11 protein-coding genes and 2 pseudogenes are annotated in these 15,084 nt (G+C 70.8%); 9 read left to right on the forward strand and 4 right to left on the reverse strand.

Annotated features, from left to right (window positions below; genetic code table 11):
* The first annotated feature begins 145 nt into the window (after positions 1 to 145).
* From AB0B35_RS11070 to AB0B35_RS11090, 5 genes are all read left to right on the forward strand, one after another.
* The gene (locus AB0B35_RS11070) at positions 146 to 1,045 is read left to right on the forward strand and encodes an ABC transporter permease (protein ID WP_361043517.1); all 900 of its coding nucleotides are present in this window, start codon (positions 146 to 148) and stop codon (positions 1,043 to 1,045) included.
* Positions 1,038 to 1,805 (forward strand): ABC transporter ATP-binding protein, encoded by a 768-nt coding sequence (locus AB0B35_RS11075; protein ID WP_360536922.1) that lies wholly within the window; start codon positions 1,038 to 1,040, stop codon positions 1,803 to 1,805. The genes AB0B35_RS11070 and AB0B35_RS11075 overlap by 8 nt, the downstream gene beginning before the upstream one ends.
* Positions 1,806 to 1,887: 82 nt before the next feature.
* Positions 1,888 to 2,994, forward strand: a complete 1,107-nt coding sequence (locus tag AB0B35_RS11080) for a DegT/DnrJ/EryC1/StrS family aminotransferase (RefSeq protein ID WP_360536920.1) — start codon at positions 1,888 to 1,890, stop codon at positions 2,992 to 2,994.
* Entirely contained in the window at positions 2,991 to 3,995 is a 1,005-nt protein-coding gene (locus AB0B35_RS11085) for a Gfo/Idh/MocA family oxidoreductase (protein WP_361043520.1), read from the forward strand. Before AB0B35_RS11080 ends, AB0B35_RS11085 begins: the two co-directional genes overlap by 4 nt.
* A 119-nt stretch (positions 3,996 to 4,114) precedes the next feature.
* A complete protein-coding gene (locus tag AB0B35_RS11090) occupies positions 4,115 to 6,613 on the forward strand; it encodes a glycosyltransferase (RefSeq protein ID WP_361043522.1) in 2,499 nt (832 codons plus the stop codon).
* A gap of 115 nt (positions 6,614 to 6,728) precedes the next feature.
* Here AB0B35_RS11090 and AB0B35_RS11095 read toward each other — a convergent pair whose 3' ends face one another.
* Positions 6,729 to 7,838: an acyltransferase family protein gene (locus AB0B35_RS11095; protein ID WP_361043525.1), complete on the reverse strand. Its 1,110-nt coding sequence runs from the start codon at positions 7,836 to 7,838 to the stop codon at positions 6,729 to 6,731.
* Between the two features lie 191 nt (positions 7,839 to 8,029).
* Here AB0B35_RS11095 and AB0B35_RS11100 point away from each other — a divergent pair, with 191 nt between their 5' ends.
* Entirely contained in the window at positions 8,030 to 9,493 is a 1,464-nt protein-coding gene (locus tag AB0B35_RS11100; RefSeq protein WP_361043527.1) for a glycosyltransferase family 4 protein, read from the forward strand.
* Between the two features lie 199 nt (positions 9,494 to 9,692).
* Complete coding sequence (locus AB0B35_RS11105; RefSeq protein WP_361043529.1) at positions 9,693 to 10,976, forward strand: nucleotide sugar dehydrogenase; 1,284 nt, start codon at positions 9,693 to 9,695, stop codon at positions 10,974 to 10,976.
* Between the two features lie 148 nt (positions 10,977 to 11,124).
* Here AB0B35_RS11105 and AB0B35_RS11110 read toward each other — a convergent pair whose 3' ends face one another.
* Positions 11,125 to 12,264 (reverse strand): glycosyltransferase family 2 protein, encoded by a 1,140-nt coding sequence (locus AB0B35_RS11110; protein ID WP_361043532.1) that lies wholly within the window; start codon positions 12,262 to 12,264, stop codon positions 11,125 to 11,127.
* A 202-nt stretch (positions 12,265 to 12,466) separates the two neighbouring features.
* Between AB0B35_RS11110 and galE the strand changes: the two genes are divergently transcribed.
* Positions 12,467 to 13,519: a UDP-glucose 4-epimerase GalE gene (gene galE, locus AB0B35_RS11115; RefSeq protein ID WP_361043535.1), complete on the forward strand. Its 1,053-nt coding sequence runs from the start codon at positions 12,467 to 12,469 to the stop codon at positions 13,517 to 13,519.
* A gap of 94 nt (positions 13,520 to 13,613) precedes the next feature.
* Positions 13,614 to 14,483 (forward strand): aldo/keto reductase, encoded by an 870-nt coding sequence (locus AB0B35_RS11120; protein ID WP_361043537.1) that lies wholly within the window; start codon positions 13,614 to 13,616, stop codon positions 14,481 to 14,483.
* A 4-nt stretch (positions 14,484 to 14,487) separates the two neighbouring features.
* On the opposite strand, the pseudogene AB0B35_RS11125 reads toward AB0B35_RS11120, so the two are convergent.
* Together AB0B35_RS11125 and AB0B35_RS11130 are read right to left on the reverse strand one after the other, a co-directional pair.
* Positions 14,488 to 14,649 (reverse strand): annotated as a pseudogene (locus AB0B35_RS11125) (DUF5701 family protein); the annotation flags it as partial.
* Between the two features lie 209 nt (positions 14,650 to 14,858).
* A pseudogene (locus tag AB0B35_RS11130) lies at positions 14,859 to 15,053 on the reverse strand (DUF5701 family protein); the annotation flags it as partial.
* Positions 15,054 to 15,084: the final 31 nt, after the last annotated feature.

A 15,084-nucleotide genomic window follows, 5' to 3' on the forward strand; every position in this document is an offset into this window, starting at 1 on the left:
CGATAGCGCAGCGACGCAACGGTTGCGTCGCGACGCGCGGCCGACTAGCATCACGTTTACGTCGATACGGTGGCGTCTCTTCCTCGACGTCGGCTACCGTGTGTGACCGCCACTCATCCCCAGTCTGGAGATCGGAGCCCGTACCATGGCAGAAGCTGTGGTGACAGAGCCTTATCCCACCGTCGCACCAGCCCAGCTCGCGGCCCGTTACGGCCTGCGCGCCGCGGGTGAGCGGCCGGGCGTCCGCGAGTACATCCGCTCGCTGTGGGCCTACCGGCACTTCATCGTCGCGTTCGCGAACGCACGCAACGTCGCGACGCTGACCACAGCACGGCTCGGGCAGCTCTGGCACGTACTGACCCCGCTCACCAACGCCGCGGTCTACTACCTCATCTTCGGCGTGATCCTGGGCACCAGCGACCGCATCGAGAACTTCGTCGCCTACCTGTGCTGCGGCATCTTCATCTTCGGCTACACGTCGGCGGTGGCCTCGGCCGGAACGGTGTCCATCACCGCCAACCTGAACATGATCCGGGCGCTGCAGTTCCCCCGGGCCAGCCTGCCGCTGTCGGTCACCATCACCCAGCTGCAGCAGCTGCTGGCCTCGATGGCGGTGCTGATCGCGATCGTGCTGGTCACCGGCGAGCCGCCGCGGCTGGCCTGGCTCACCCTGATCCCGCTGCTGCTCCTGCAGACCGTCTTCAGCGGCGGCCTGGCCATGCTGCTGGCCCGGCTGGGCTCGAAGATCGTCGACCTGAAGCAGATCATGCCGTTCGTGCTGCGCACCTGGCTGTACGGCTCGGGTGTGTTCTACAGCCTGACCACCGCGACCGACAACATGCCGACCTGGGCCTCGACGCTGCTGCACCTCAACCCGATGCTGGTCTTCATCGAGCTGGCCCGCGAGGCGCTGATCACGACCACCCCGCCGTCCCACTTCTCGGTCGAGTCGATGTGGCTCGTCGCCCTCGGCTGGGCGGTCGTGATGGGCGCGCTCGGTTTCTTCTACTTCTGGCGTGGCGAGAAGGAGTACGGCCGTGGCTGAGACCCGGGTTCCCACCGTCGTCGTGGACGACGTGCACATCGTCTACCGGGTGCACGGCGCGGCGAAGGACAACTCTCCGCTGGGCGCGCTGCGCCGCATCGCCTCGCGCGGGCCGTCGGCGACCGTGCGCGAGGTGCACGCGGTCAAGGGCGTCAGCTTCGTCGCCCACGAGGGCGAGGCCGTGGGCCTGATCGGCACCAACGGCTCGGGCAAGTCCACCCTGCTGCGGGCGATCGCCGGGCTGCTGCCGGCAACCAAGGGCGCGGTCTACACCAAGGGCCAGCCCTCGCTGCTCGGCGTGAACGCGGCGATGATGGCCGACCTGTCCGGCGAGCGCAACGTGGTGCTGGGCTGCCTGGCGATGGGCATGCCCAAGGGCGAGGTGCGCACCAAGACGCAGGAGATCATCGACTTCTCCGGCATCAACGAGCGCGGCGACTTCAGCTCGCTGCCCATGCGCACGTACTCCTCCGGCATGGGGGCCCGCCTGCGGTTCTCGATCGCGGCGGCCAAGAAGCACGAAGTGCTGCTCATCGACGAGGCGCTGGCCACCGGTGACGCCAAGTTCCGCAAGCGCAGCGAGGACCGCGTCCGCGAACTGCGGGCCGGCGCGGGTACGGTCTTCCTGGTCAGCCACTCCCTCAGCTCCGTTCGCGACACCTGCGAGCGGACGATCTGGCTGGAGTCGGGCGTGATCCGGATGGACGGGCCGACCGACGAGGTGCTCGCCGCTTATGAGGAATTCAGCACCGCCAAATGAGTCTCACCAGCGAATATAGAATCGGATTCGCCATCGGTACGGGTCCGTTGAACAGCACGGCAAAGGAAACGAGGAGGACCCCTTGAACGGAAAGCCCATCCCCCCGGCACGACCGGTGATCGGTGAGGCCGAGATCGAAGCCGCCGTGCGCGTCCTGCGCAGCGGCATGGTCGTACAGGGCCCGGAGGTCAAGGCGTTCGAGGACGAGTTCTCGACCCTGGTGGACGGCCGTCACAGCGTCGCGGTGAACTCGGGCACGTCCGCCCTGCACCTGGCGCTGATCGCGATGGGCGTCGGTCCCGGTGACGAGGTCATCGTGCCGTCGTTCTCCTTCGCCGCCTCCGCCAACGCGGTCCGCCTGGTCGGCGCCGAGCCGGTCTTCGCCGACATCGAGCCCGGCAGCTTCTGCCTGGACCCCGACGCCGCCGCCGCCGCGATCACCCCCCGCACCGTGGCGATCATGCCGGTGCACCTGTACGGCCACCCCGCCGCGATGGACCGGATCATGGAGCTGGCGCAGCGGCACGGCCTGGCCGTCCTGGAGGACGCCTGCCAGGCGCACGGCGCGGCCCTGAACGGCACCCCGGTCGGCGCGTTCGGCATCGCCGGCACGTTCAGCTTCTACCCCACCAAGAACATGCACTCGCTCGAAGGCGGCATGATCACCACCGCCGACGCCGAGTTCGCCCGCACCCTGCGCCTGCTGCGCAACCAGGGCATGGAGCAGCGATACGCCAACGAGATCGTCGGCGCGAACATGCGGCTCACCGACGTCGCCGCGGCGGTCGGCCGGGAGCAGTTCAAGCAGCTCCCGCAGTGGACCGAGCAGCGCCAGGCCAACGCCAAGTTCCTCGACTCGCGGATCACCGCCGTGGTGACCCCGCCGGTCGCGGACAACGCCAAGCACGTGTACCACCAGTACACGGTCCGGGTGCAGGGCGGTAACCGCGACGCGGTGCAGCAGGGCCTGACCGAGAAGGGCATCGGCAGCGCGGTGTACTACCCGACGCCGATCCACCGTCTCAAGCCGTACCTGACCGCCGAGGGCAAGGTCAACCCGGCGTGGGACCTGCCGGAGACCGAGAAGGCCGCCGCCGAGGTGCTGTCGCTGCCGGTCTTCCCGTCGCTGACGGCGGAGGAGCTGGAGTACATCGCCGACGGCGTGAACACCGTGGCGGGCAAGCTGTGAGCACCGAACGCAAGCTGCGCGCCGGCCTCATCGGGCTCGGCGCGATGGGCCGCAACCACGCCCGCGTGCTGTCGAACCTGGCCGGCGTCGAGCTGGTCGCGGTCGTCGACCCGATGGGCGACAGCACCGGCACGCTCCGGGCGCCCGTGGTCCCCACGGTCGCCGAGCTCATCGCGCTGGGCATCGACTACGCGGTGATCGCCTGCCCGACCGCGCTGCACGAGGAGGTCGGCCTGGAGCTGGCCGCCAACGGCATCTGCGCGCTGATCGAGAAGCCGCTGGCCCCGTCGATCGACGGCGCCCGCCGGCTGGTCGACGCGTTCGAGAAGGCCGGCCTGGTCGCGGGCGTCGGGCACATCGAGCGCTACAACCCGGCGCTGCAGAACCTGCGGTCCCGGCTGGAGGCCGGCGACCTGGGCGAGGTCTTCCAGGTGGTCACCCGCCGGCAGGGCCCGTTCCCGCACCGCATCGCCGACGTCGGCGTGGTGATGGACCTGGCCACCCACGACATCGACCTGACCAGCTGGGTCACCGGCCAGTCGTACGTCTCGGTGTCGGCGCACACGGTGTTCCGCAGCGGCCGCCCGCACGAGGACATGGTCGCCGCGGTGGGCCAGCTCGCCGACGGTTCCATGGTCAACCACCTGGTGAACTGGCTGAGCCCGCTCAAGGAGCGGTCCACGGTGATCACCGGCGAGAAGGGCTGCTTCGTCGCCGACACGCTCACCGCTGACCTGACCTTCTACGCCAACGGCGCGATCACCACCGAGTGGGAGGCGCTGCGCTCCTTCCGCGGCGTGGCCGAGGGTGACATGATCCGATTCGCCATCCCGAAGCGGGAGCCGCTGCTCGTCGAGCACGAGCGCTTCCGCGACGCGGTGGAGGGCAAGCCCAGCGACATCGTGACCCTGCGACAGGGCCTGCGTACGGTCGAGGTGGCCTCGGCGGTGCTGCAGTCGGCAAAGACCAAGTCAACAGTCGTACTTCCGGAGAACATGTAACCGGTGGCGTGAATCCACTGGCTGAACGACAGTGACGCCGATGGCCCACCAGCGAACCGCCCGTCAGGGCTGCGTTGGCGGGCCATCGGCTTGATGATTTCCTGCTCACGGAGGACCGAATGACATCCCAGGTCAGGCAGCCGCGGCTGGTCGTGGTCGTCGCCAACGACATCAGAGGAGATTCGCGGGTCCAGAAGACGGCAATCGCCGCGGCACGGGACGGCTGGGACGTCACGGTGGTGGGTAGCACCGATGCCCACGTCCTCGAGAAGACGACCATGGGCCGGCTGAAGGTGATCCGAGTGCCGGCGGCCAAGCCGAAGTCGCAGAGCCGCCTGGGCCGCACCGCGGACCGGCTCGCCCAGACCGGCAAGGACGCCGACAACCGGTCCCGCGCGCGCGGGATCGGCCTCGTCGGCGACCTGAGCATGCGCTTCGCCCGCCGTGTGGTGGGCAAGGTGCGCCACGAGGTCCGCGAGCTACGCGCGCGCCGCACCTCCCGGGTCGCGCCGTCCGGCGACTGGCGCCGCGATTGGCCCCAGCTGGCATCGCTCGACAAGACGTTCGGCCCGGTGATCGACGAGCTCGAGCCGGACCTGATCCACGCGAACGACATCGCGACCATCGTCATCGCCGCGCACTGCGCCGAGCGGCTCAGGGCCCGCGGGCTGGCCTGCTCGTGGATCTACGACGCCCACGAGTACATCCGCGGCGTGCAGTGGCCGACCCGGCAGCAGGCCAGCGCGTACACCAGCGCCGAGCGCGAGTTCATCTCCGCGGCCGACGCCGTGGTGACGGTCTCGACGCAGCTGGCGCAGATGCTGCGCGACGACTACCAGCTCCCGACCAGCCCCGTGGTGGTGGGCAACTCGCCGGTACGCGAGATCATCGCCCCGACCAGCGCGAAGAGCCTGTCGGTCCGCGCGCTGTGCAACCTCGCCGACGACGTGCCGCTCATGGTGTACGCCGGATGGCTGGGCAAGGAGCGCGGCCTGGACACCGTCGTCGCCGCGATGCCGAAGCTGCCCGACTACCACCTCGCGCTGGTGGTGGGCCGGACCAACCCGCTGCTCAAGCAGCTGCTCCAGCAGGCCGAGACGCTGGGCGTGCGGGACCGCATCCACCTGCTGCCCTACGTGCCGCAGCACGAGGTGGCCGCCTACCTGCACTCGGCCGACCTCGGTGTGATCCCGTTCCGGCGGGTGCCCAACACCGAGATCTCGCTGCCCACGAAGATCTCGGAATACCTGCACGCCCGGCTGCCTCTGGTGACCAGCGACGTCAAGGTGGTCCGCGCGTTCGTCGAGGAGCACGGCATCGGCGAGGTGTTCCCGTCCGAGGACGTCGATGCCTTCGCGGTGGCCGCCGAGAAGGCGTACCAGCAGCGTGCCGTGCTCTCCGCGCGGATCACCGAGGAGATCCTCGACGATCTGTCCTGGGAGCACCAGAGCAAGGCGCTGCTGGGCCTGTACCGCAGTCTGTCGGCGCGGGTGCCCACCGTGCCCGCCGACATCCCGTGGGACGTGCAGGAGGATCCGCCGCCGGTGGATCCGCTGCTGGTCGGCGACTGGCGGGAGATCGGGGACACCAGGGTCCGGCTGGGTCTCGGCCCGGCCAACTACGCCGGGCAGGGCGCGGCCTTCGCCAAGGCGATCTGCCGGGAGATGACCGACGTATCGGCCGAGGTCGTGATGATCCGCCAGCCGGAGTCGTTCGGCTTCCCGGCCAACGTCTACATCGACGCGAATCGCCTGGCCGACTTCAACGTGCAGTCGCAGCAGATCCACCGGGTGCTGGGCCGCTACACGCACGTGCTGGTCGACGCGTTCATGCCGGTCTTCGGGCACCTCAACGGCACCACGATCGAGGGCGACCTCGCCATGCTCGGCCGCGCCGGGGTGCAGGTGGCCGTCCTCGCCCACGGCAGCGAGATCCGCGACCCGCGCCGGCACCTGAAGAACCACGAGTTCTCGCTGTTCCGCGACGCGCCGGCCGGCATCGCCGCCCAGCTCGCCAAGCGTGCCGAGCGCAACCGGAAGATCGCCGAGTCGTGCGGGCTGCCGCTGTTCGTCACCACTCCCGACCTGGTCGAAGATCTCCCGACGGCGACCTGGGCACCGCTGGTCATCAACATCGACCTGTGGGCCTGCGACCGACCGGTGATGGAGCGCAAGCGGCCGATCGTGATGCACGCACCTTCCAAGCGCTGGACCAAGGGCACGGACCGGATCCTGCCCAGCCTCACCCGGATGCACAAACGAGGCGTCATCGACCTGCGGCTCGCCGAGGGCATCCCCTGGGAGCAGATGAAGGACCTGGTCAAGGAGTCCGACATCGTGCTCGACCAGTTCACCACGGGCGCCTACGGCACGCTCGGCTGCGAGGCGATGGCCGCCGGCAAGCCGGTGGTCGCCTACATCAGCGAGCGGGTGTCCCAGGCGGTGGGCCCCGACCTGCCGATCGTCTCGGCCAACCCGAACAACCTGATCAGCGTGCTGGAGTCGATGCTGGACGACCGGGCCGGCACGGCCCGGATCGGTGCGGCCTCGGCCCGGTTCGCGCGCGAGGTCCACGACGGGCGGCGCACCGCCGCCGCGCTGGCGACCTTCCTGCGCTAGCTCTCCGATAGGAACGGCGCGGCCCGGTGGCACTTCTGCCCCGGGCCGCGCCGCATCTGCGAGCCAACATTCCGAGCGTTGGCCGGGCGGCAGCTGCCCCGGCCCCGAACCGCGCTCACACCACCGTGCGCAGGTAGGGCACCTTCCCGGCCAGGTGCGACAGCACGAACGAGACCGCCACCACCACCGCGTACGCCCCGGCCGTCAACGCCAGCGACGTGCCCTGCCCGATCTCCGGCACCAGCAGTTGCAGGACCCTGAGCACGAGCAGGTGCACCAGGAAGACGCCGAACGTCGCGTCGGAGAGCTTGCGGAGCCGGTCGCCCGCGCGTTCGGACAGCGTCCAGCGCGCGCCCAGGCTCACGGCGATGACGAACAACAGGCCGGAGACGATCGTGGTGACCAGGCCGCTGGCGTTGACCGGCAGCAGGGCCTGCAGCCACGGGTACTCGGGGCGGATGCCGTACTGCCAGACGACCTCGGCCTGCAGCACCAGGGCCACCACCGCGGCCAGCGCGATGCCGCGCCGGCTCAGCAGCACGTTGCGCAGCGCCCAGCCGGCCAGGAAGAAGCCGACGTAGGGGAACCAGCGGTTCCAGGCGCCCAGCGAGATGCCCCGGCTCTGGTTGAGCAGCTGGGTCACCCCGGGGATCATGTACGCCACCACGGTCCAGAACACGGCCACGCCCGCGGTGATCCGCGCCCGGCGGTCGCCGCCGTCCTTGAGGAACGCGGCCAGCACCGGCGCGATCACGTACAGCCCGGCGATCAGCCAGAGGAAGTAGAGCGCGGTGTAGACCTTGCCGTCGATGACGTTGATGGCCAGCCGGCCCAGGCCGGGGCGCTCGCCCTGGATCATCATGCGCACCAGCACCAGATAGACCAGGTGCCAGAACACCAGCGCGGGCAGGATCCGGGCGAACCGCTTGCGGTAGAAGTGGGCCGGTCCGTCGGCGTGCGCCCGCGGGGCGAGGACGAGCGCCCCGCTGATCATGATGAAGACCGGCACACACCAGACGGCCCCCATGTCGATGGCGGTCGCGATCCACCACGGCAGGGTGCCGCGCAGATCGTCGTTGCCCACGATCAGACCGAAGACGTGGATCGCCACGACGCCGAGGATGGCGGCGACGCGCAGGGCGTCGAGACCGTGGTTCCGAGTGGCCACGCGCGCCACCGGCGCGGGGGTGGTGACCGGCGAGGCATCGACGAGGGGAGTTTGCACCGGTGCATCCTATGGGCCGGCCGGCCGGGCGACCAGAGATGTCGATCACGAAAAACCGGACTGTACCGGCATTCCGCCCGACCCGGACCGCCCTGATCCACTCGCACCCGTGCTGGCCGACAGGGCGGTTAACCTACACTCGTCAGCGGCCTGTAGGCGATGCGGTGGCGAGGGCGATCATGGAGCAGGGCGTGGCGCGAAACGGAGCCTTCCGGGGCCGGGTGGTGATGCTGGTCGACAACGGCGTCAAGGGCGACTCGCGGGTGCAGAAGCAGGCCCGCTCCGCCGCCGACGCAGGCTGGGAGGTCGTGCTCCTGGGTGTGGCGCCCGGCCTGAAGACGGTGACCTGGAAGCTCGGCGAGGCCGACGTACGCCTGGTGCCGATGCCGCGCAAGTTCAGCCAGCGGGCCAACGGCTGGGTGCGCCGCAAGGCCTCCGGCGCGAAGCGCCGCCTGCGCGGCGCGACGCCGCCCGCCGCCGTGCCGGCCGCCGCTCCCGCCACGGCGCCCGTCGCCGCCGCTCCCGCCGCCCCGCCGAAGAAGCGGCGGCTGGACGGCATCCGCACGGCCGGTGAGAAGGTCGGTCGCGGGATGCGGCGCGGCTGGGACAACACGGCCCTGGTCGTGTACAAGAACGTGCTCGGCGACAGCGCCTGGCGCCGGCTCGACCCGCAGCTCTGGGCGTTCGAGGTCGCCTTCGGCCACGTCATCGACTCCCTGCGGCCCGATCTGATCCACGCCAACGACTTCCGGATGCTGGGCGTCGGCGCGCGGGCGGCCCGGCGGCTGCGCGCCTCGGGCCACCCGGTGAAGCTCGTCTGGGACGCGCACGAGTTCCTGCCCGGCATCAACCCCTGGATGAACAATCCGCGCTGGCATCCGGCACAACTCGCGCACGAGCGCACGTACGCCCCGTACGCCGACGCCGTGGTGACGGTGTCGGAGGGCCTCGCCGAGCTGCTGCAGCGGGAGCACAAGCTGCCGCGTCTGCCCGAGGTGGTGCTCAACGCGCCGGGCGGCGACGAGCCTGGATCCACCGAGGAGGTGCCGACCGGGCTGCGCGAGTCGTGCGGCATCGACCCGGCCGCCCCCGTCGCCGTCTACAGCGGCGCCGCCGCTCCGCAGCGCGGCCTGGGCATCATGGTGGAGGCGCTGCCGCAACTGCCCGGAGTTCACGCGGTCTTCGTCGTGCCCAGGCCCAACGCGCCGTACCTGCAGCAGCTCAAGGCCCGCGCCCGGGAACTCGGCGTCGCCGACCGGGTGCACGCCCTGCCGTACGTGCACCACCAGCATGTCGTGCGGTTCCTCGCGGGAGCCGACGTCGGCGTGATCCCGATCCTGCACTACCCCAACCACGAGATCGCGCTGATCACGAAGTTCTTCGAGTACTCGCACGCCCGGCTGCCGCTGGTGGTCAGCGATGTGCGCATGATGGCCGAAACCACCCGCGCGACGGGTCAGGGTGAGGTCTTCCGCGCCGAGGATCTCGCCGACTACGTCCGGGCGGTCCGCGAGGTGCTGGCGGATCCGCAGCGCTACCGGGCCGCCTACGACAAGCCCAGCCTGCTGGAGAACTGGACCTGGGAGGCACAGGCCCAGGTCCTGGACGGCATCTACACCAGGCTGGTGCCGGGACGTCCGGCCGCCGGGAACTGAACCACCCGTTGCGCTGCCTGCCCGCGGACGTCGGACCCGCTCCGGGGCCATACCGTAGACTCCAGCGGAATCCAAGGACGTTGCTGGTGCGCGGGTCGGCAGCAGCCACCGGCCGTTTGCCGCCGAGCCCGGCCCCTGTCAGGATGGACCAGCTCATCCGCCGTTTGCGGCCGTGTTGACCTTGAGGAAGAAAGACAGCATGAAGATCTGTGTGGTAGCCCTGGGAAAGATCGGCCTTCCGCTCGCGGTGCAGTTCGCCGCCAAGGGCCATGAGGTCATCGGCGCCGACGTCTCCGAGCGGGTCGTGAGCCTGGTCAACGACGGTGCGGTGCCTTTCCCCGGCGAGACCGATCTCGACGTCAAGCTGAAGGAGGCCGTGGCGGCCGGGCTGCTGTCCGCGACCACCGACACGACCGCCGCGGTGGCCGAGTCCGACGCCGTCGTCGTGGTCGTGCCGCTGTTCGTCGACGCCGACGGTGTGCCGGACTTCGGCTGGATGGACAGCGCCACCCGCGCCATCGCCGCCGGGCTGCGCCCGGGCACCCTGGTCAGCTACGAGACCACGCTGCCCGTCGGCACCACCCGCAACCGCTGGGCCCCGATGCTGGAGGAGGGCTCCGGCCTGACCGCCGGCCGCGACTTCTCCCTGGTGTTCAGCCCCGAGCGGGTGCTCACCGGCCGCGTCTTCGCCGACCTGCGCCGCTACCCGAAGCTCGTCGGCGGCGTCGACGAGGCGTCGGCCGCCCACGGCGTGCGCTTCTACGAGGCCGTGCTCGACTTCGACAACCGGCCCGACCTCGACAAGCCCAACGGCGTCTGGGACCTGGGCTCCGCCGAGGCGTCCGAGCTGGCCAAGCTCGCCGAGACCACGTACCGCGACGTCAACATCGGCCTGGCGAACCAGTTCGCCCGCTTCGCCGACACCGTGGGCGTCGACGTCACCAAGGTCATCGAGGCCTGCAACACCCAGCCGTACAGCCACATCCACTCGCCCGGCATCGCCGTCGGCGGCCACTGCATCCCGATCTACCCGCGGATGTACCTGTGGAACGACCCGGCCGCCACCGTCGTACGCGCCGCCCGCGAGGCCAACGCCGCCATGCCGGAGTACGCCGTCAACCTGCTCGCCGACGCGTACGGCGACCTGACCGGCGCGAACGTGCTCGTGCTGGGTGCGGCGTACCGCGGCGGCGTGAAGGAGACCGCCTTCTCCGGCGTCTTCCCGACCGTCGAGGCGCTGCGCGCCCGGGGTGCGAACCCGCTCGTCAGCGACCCGATGTACACCACCGAGGAGCTGGCCGCGCACGGCCTGCCGCCGCACCAGGGCGAGGCCGTCACCGCCGCGATCATCCAGGCCGACCACGCCGAGTACCGCAACCTCGGCCCCGCCGAGCTGCCGGGTGTCCGGGTGCTGGTCGACGGCCGCCGCGTCACCGACCCGGCCCGCTGGGCCGGCACCGACCGCGTCGTCATCGGCGGCTGACCCGCCAGTCCGACGAAACCGGCCGCCACGCCCTCCGGGGGTGTGGCGGCCGGTTCGCGTTCCGGGTCCGGTGGCCGTTTTCGCGTGGCCGACACGACGAGGCCGCCGCCCCCGTCGGGGTGCGGCGGCCTTCGTGGAAGCGCTCGGGTCAGCGGGTCGAGTCGAGCACCGCGGCGTCGGTCTCGGCGCGCTGGCGCGGGACGCTGACGACACCTGCCGTCGGCACGGGCAGGCGCAGCGCCGGGGCAGCCGTGCGCGAGCCGCGCAACGCCGCGATCCGCTGCGAGGTCAGCCGGTGCGCCAGCCGCAGCAGGGTGTACGCCCCGTAGGCGTCGTAGCGGACCAGCCGGTGCTTCAGCCCGCCGAGGCCGCCCGGGGGCAGGTAACCGCCGTCGGGCAGCCGGCGGCGGTAGTCCTCGACGATGCGGCGGAAGAAGGCCTTGCGCATGGACTGCCCGAGCCGCCGGTCATGCCCGATGATCACCAGGTAGTGGTCGAGCATGATCCGGAACAGCGCGGGGCGGAACTGCTCCAGCGCGCCGCCGGACTTCTCCATGACGTCGAAGACCCGCTGGTACTGGCCGAAGACCTCGAAATGGCGGTCGGACACCGAGGCGGTGATCGCCCCGGGCGTCTGCTGGCGGTACAGGTAGCAGACCACGTCCAGCACGTCGATGGTGCCCGCCGCCATCAGCAGCGGGTGGCTGTACGCCGCGTCCTCGTACCAGCCCGCGTGGAAGCGCAGGCCGTTCTCCTCCAGAAAGCTCCGCCGCGCGATCTTGGTGCAGGCCGACTGGGCCAGCCGCAGCAGTTCCGGCCGCCGCGACAGGTGCAGCGGCGTCGGGGCGTCGCCCAGCAGGCCGGCCGAGACCCGGGGCACCACGGTCCCGTCGCCGAACACCTCGGCGTGGTCGACGATCAGCACGTCAGGGTTGTGCAGCGCGAGCCGGTCGAGCACCGCGCGGACCGCCCCGTCCGGCACCCAGTCGTCGGAGTCGATGTACCAGACGTAATCGCCCTTGGCCTGCGCCAGACCCGCGTTGCGCGCGCCCCCGAGGCCCACGTTGGCCGTCAGGTGCACCGGCCGCACCCGGGCGTCGCGGGCCGCGAACGCGTCCAGGATCGCCCCGCAGCCGTCCGGCGAGGCGTCGTTCACGGCGACGACCTCGATCTCGTCACCGGGGTGGGCGAGCAGCGATTCGAGGCATTCCCCCAGGAACTTCTCCACCCCGTACACCGGTACGACGAACGAGATGCGAGGGGAGGGCGAGGGGGATTCATGTCTCACGTCAGCAAAGGGTGCCAGACGCGCACTACCGGCCGCCAGCCCCAAATGGCCACAAGATCCCCGCCGACGAGCCCTATCGACCGGCGCTGATATGGCTCCACGAGCTGTTTGCCTGGCCGGTGACGGGCCTGCTAACTTCGGCGTTCACGGGTGCCGGCCACCGGCATGCCGGACCGCGGGAGACGACGGGCCAGGACAGACGATGACGGACAGCGTGCCGGGTGCCCCCACACACGGGGGCCTGAAGGTGCTGATCACCGGTGGAGCCGGCTACATCGGCAGCACGATCGCCACCGCCTGCCTCGACTCCGGCATCACCCCGGTGATCCTGGACAACCTGTCGACCGGCCGGCGTGAGTTCACCACCGGCCGCGCGTTCTTCGAAGGCGACGTCGCCGACGGCACCCTGGTCGACCGTGTCTTCGCCGAGCACCCCGACATCTTCGCCGTGGTGCACTGCGCCGCCCTGACCGTCGTGCCCGACTCGGTCGCCCAGCCGCTGCGCTACTACCGCGAGAACCTCGCCAAGACGGTCGATTTCGTCGACCACCTGCTGCGCAACGGCTGCCGCCGCCTGATCTTCAGCTCCACGGCGGCGATCTACCAGCCCGGCCCCGAGTTCACCGTCGACGAGGACTCGCCCATCGGCCCGGTCAGCCCGTACGGCCGGACCAAGGCCATGGTCGAGTCGGTGCTGGCCGACGTGTGCGCGGCCGAGGACTTCGCCGTGATCTCCCTGCGCTACTTCAACCCCATCGGCGCGGACCCGCTGATGCGCACCGGGCTGCAGTTGCCGCGGCCCACCCACGCGCTCGGCAAGATGATCGAGGCCGTGGAGACCGGCGAACCGTTCCGGATCACCGGCACCGACTTCGAGAGCCACGACGGCACCGGCATCCGCGACTACATCCACGTGTGGGACCTGGCCCGCGCCCACGTCGCCGCGCTGGTCCAGTTCGACGAGGTGCTGGCCGGCGAGCCGGAGTCGCACCTGGCCGTCAACATCGGCACCGGCCGAGGGACCACGGTCCGCGAACTGGTCGACGCGCTCGACGCGGTCCGCGGCGTGCCCCTGCCGACGGTCGCCGCGCCCCGCCGCGCCGGTGACGTCGTCGGCGCGCACACCCGGGTCGACCGGGCCCGCAAGCTGCTCGACTTCAGCTGCGAGTACACCGTCGAGGACGGCGTGCGGCACGCCCTGGAATGGGCCGCCGTCCGCGCCGAGCGGCTCGACGCACCGGCCGACCGCGGCTGACCGGGCTCCCCGCTTCGCCAGGCCTGCCGGAACAGATCGGGCTAGGCTGATCGTCAAGGCGTGACATCCCGCGATCACCAGGCGAGGAGCACTCATGGCGGCGCAGAGCACCCTTCCCGCCGCGGCCTCGGGCCGCTTCTCCGTCGGCGGCGACCTGCCCGTCAACCGCCTCGGTTACGGTGCGATGCAGCTCACCGGCCCCGGCGTCTGGGGCGACCCGGCCGACCCGGACGAGGCCGTCCGCGTGCTGCGCCGCGCGGTCGAGCTCGGCGTCGACTTCATCGACACCGCCGACTCGTACGGCCCCTTCGTCAGCGAGATGCTGATCAAGAAGGCGCTGCACCCGTACCCGGAAGGCCTGGTCATCGCGACCAAGGGCGGCTTCACCCGGGCGGGCCCCGGCGACTGGCGAGCGGTCGGGCGGCCCGAGTACCTGCGCCAGCAGTGCATGCTGAGCCTGCGTCACCTGGGCCTGGACCGCATCGACCTCTACCAGCTGCACCGCATCGACCCGAAGGTGCCGCTGGAGGACCAGCTCGGTGAGCTGGTGCTGCTGCAGCAGGAGGGCCTGATCCGGCACATCGGGCTGTCCGAGGTGACGGTGCCGCAGATCGTGCAGTCCCGCGAACTCGCGCCGATCGTGTCCGTGCAGAACCTGTACAACCTCGCCAACCGCAGCGCCGAGGACGTGCTGCGGCACTGCGAGGAGCAGAACCTCGCCTTCATCCCGTGGTTCCCGATGGCGACCGGCGAGCTGGCCAAACCCGGCGGCCCGCTCGACCGGGCCGCCGAGGCGCACGGGGCGAGCCCCGCCCAGCTCGCGCTGGCCTGGCTGCTGCGGCGCTCGCCGGTGATGCTGCCGATCCCGGGCACGTCCAGCGTGGCGCACGTGGAGGAGAACATCGCGGCCGCCGAGATCACCCTGACCGACAACGAGTACCGCGAACTCGAAGCGGCCGTCTGACGGCTCAGGCCGGCGGTGGCGTACGCGCGGCCGCCGAGGCAAAGCCGAGCCAGGTGTGCCGGTTGCCCGCCCAGCACCAGCCGACCTTCGGCGCGTGCCGCCGAGCGCTGCCGTCCCGGCCCGTGCCGTTGCTGATCCACAGGGCCGGGGTCCGCGCGCCCAGCGAACAGGTGTGCTAATTTGTTGTGGCCTGGCTGGCGAAGACCAAGCCGGTCGGGCCTACCGCCGGGCTGGCGGGAAGTCAGGTCTGTGGAGCTTGTGTAAGACCGATGGGCGGCACACCGTCCCTTTGCTGGTAACCCAGGTCGGCAACGGGCTGTGAAGCAGAAAGTTCGACCCGCGAGGGCCGAATCCCCCTGCTTCAGCTGGGGGAGATGTCAAGAAGCACCGGTTGCGCTCCAGCGCCTCCGGCTGCTGCAGCAGCCACAGGATGCCCTCGGTGAGGAGCAGCGGGGTACGCCCCGCACCCGCGATCGCGGGCAGCGCCTCATCGGGGCTCCAGTTCGCCATGGCCTCCCCGCGATCGACGCCGTGCACCAGGTACAGCGCCGACTGCGGCGCGGTCATGGCGTACCTCCCCTACGGTCAGCCCTGCGAACGT

The sequence above is a fragment of the Catellatospora sp. NPDC049133 genome (assembly GCF_040648455.1).
Taxonomy (GTDB): Bacteria; Actinomycetota; Actinomycetes; order Mycobacteriales; family Micromonosporaceae; genus Catellatospora; species Catellatospora aurea.